We start from the raw sequence: 257 nt of genomic DNA, 5'->3' as shown, positions 1-257 counted from the left end.
ATATCCAAATGATTCGTTGGCTCGTCGAGAAGGAGAACTTCTGGTTCTTGGGCTAAAGCTTTTGCCAGTAGAACCCTTTGCTTTTCACCACCACTTAGTTTTCTAAATTGTGTATTTCTAAAATGACTAATTTTCGTAAGTTCCATCACTTCTTCAATCACCTGGCAATCCACTTTGGAAAGACTTTTTAATAGCCCCTTTTGATGTGGATAGCGACCAAGACTAATAATTTCCTCAACCGTATAATCAAACGATAC

The 257-nt window shown here is 38.1% G+C and carries 1 protein-coding gene; it reads right to left on the bottom strand.

What is annotated here, in order from left to right; all coding sequences use genetic code 11:
* On the bottom strand, positions 1 to 257 hold a 257-nt coding region (locus R0J88_RS21475; protein ID WP_410901098.1), incomplete at both ends, for an ATP-binding cassette domain-containing protein.

Source organism: Pseudoalteromonas sp. SIMBA_162 (genome assembly GCF_046535955.1).
Lineage (GTDB): Bacteria > Pseudomonadota > Gammaproteobacteria > Enterobacterales > Alteromonadaceae > Pseudoalteromonas > Pseudoalteromonas marina.
This window is presented reverse-complemented; position numbering and strand designations above follow the sequence as displayed.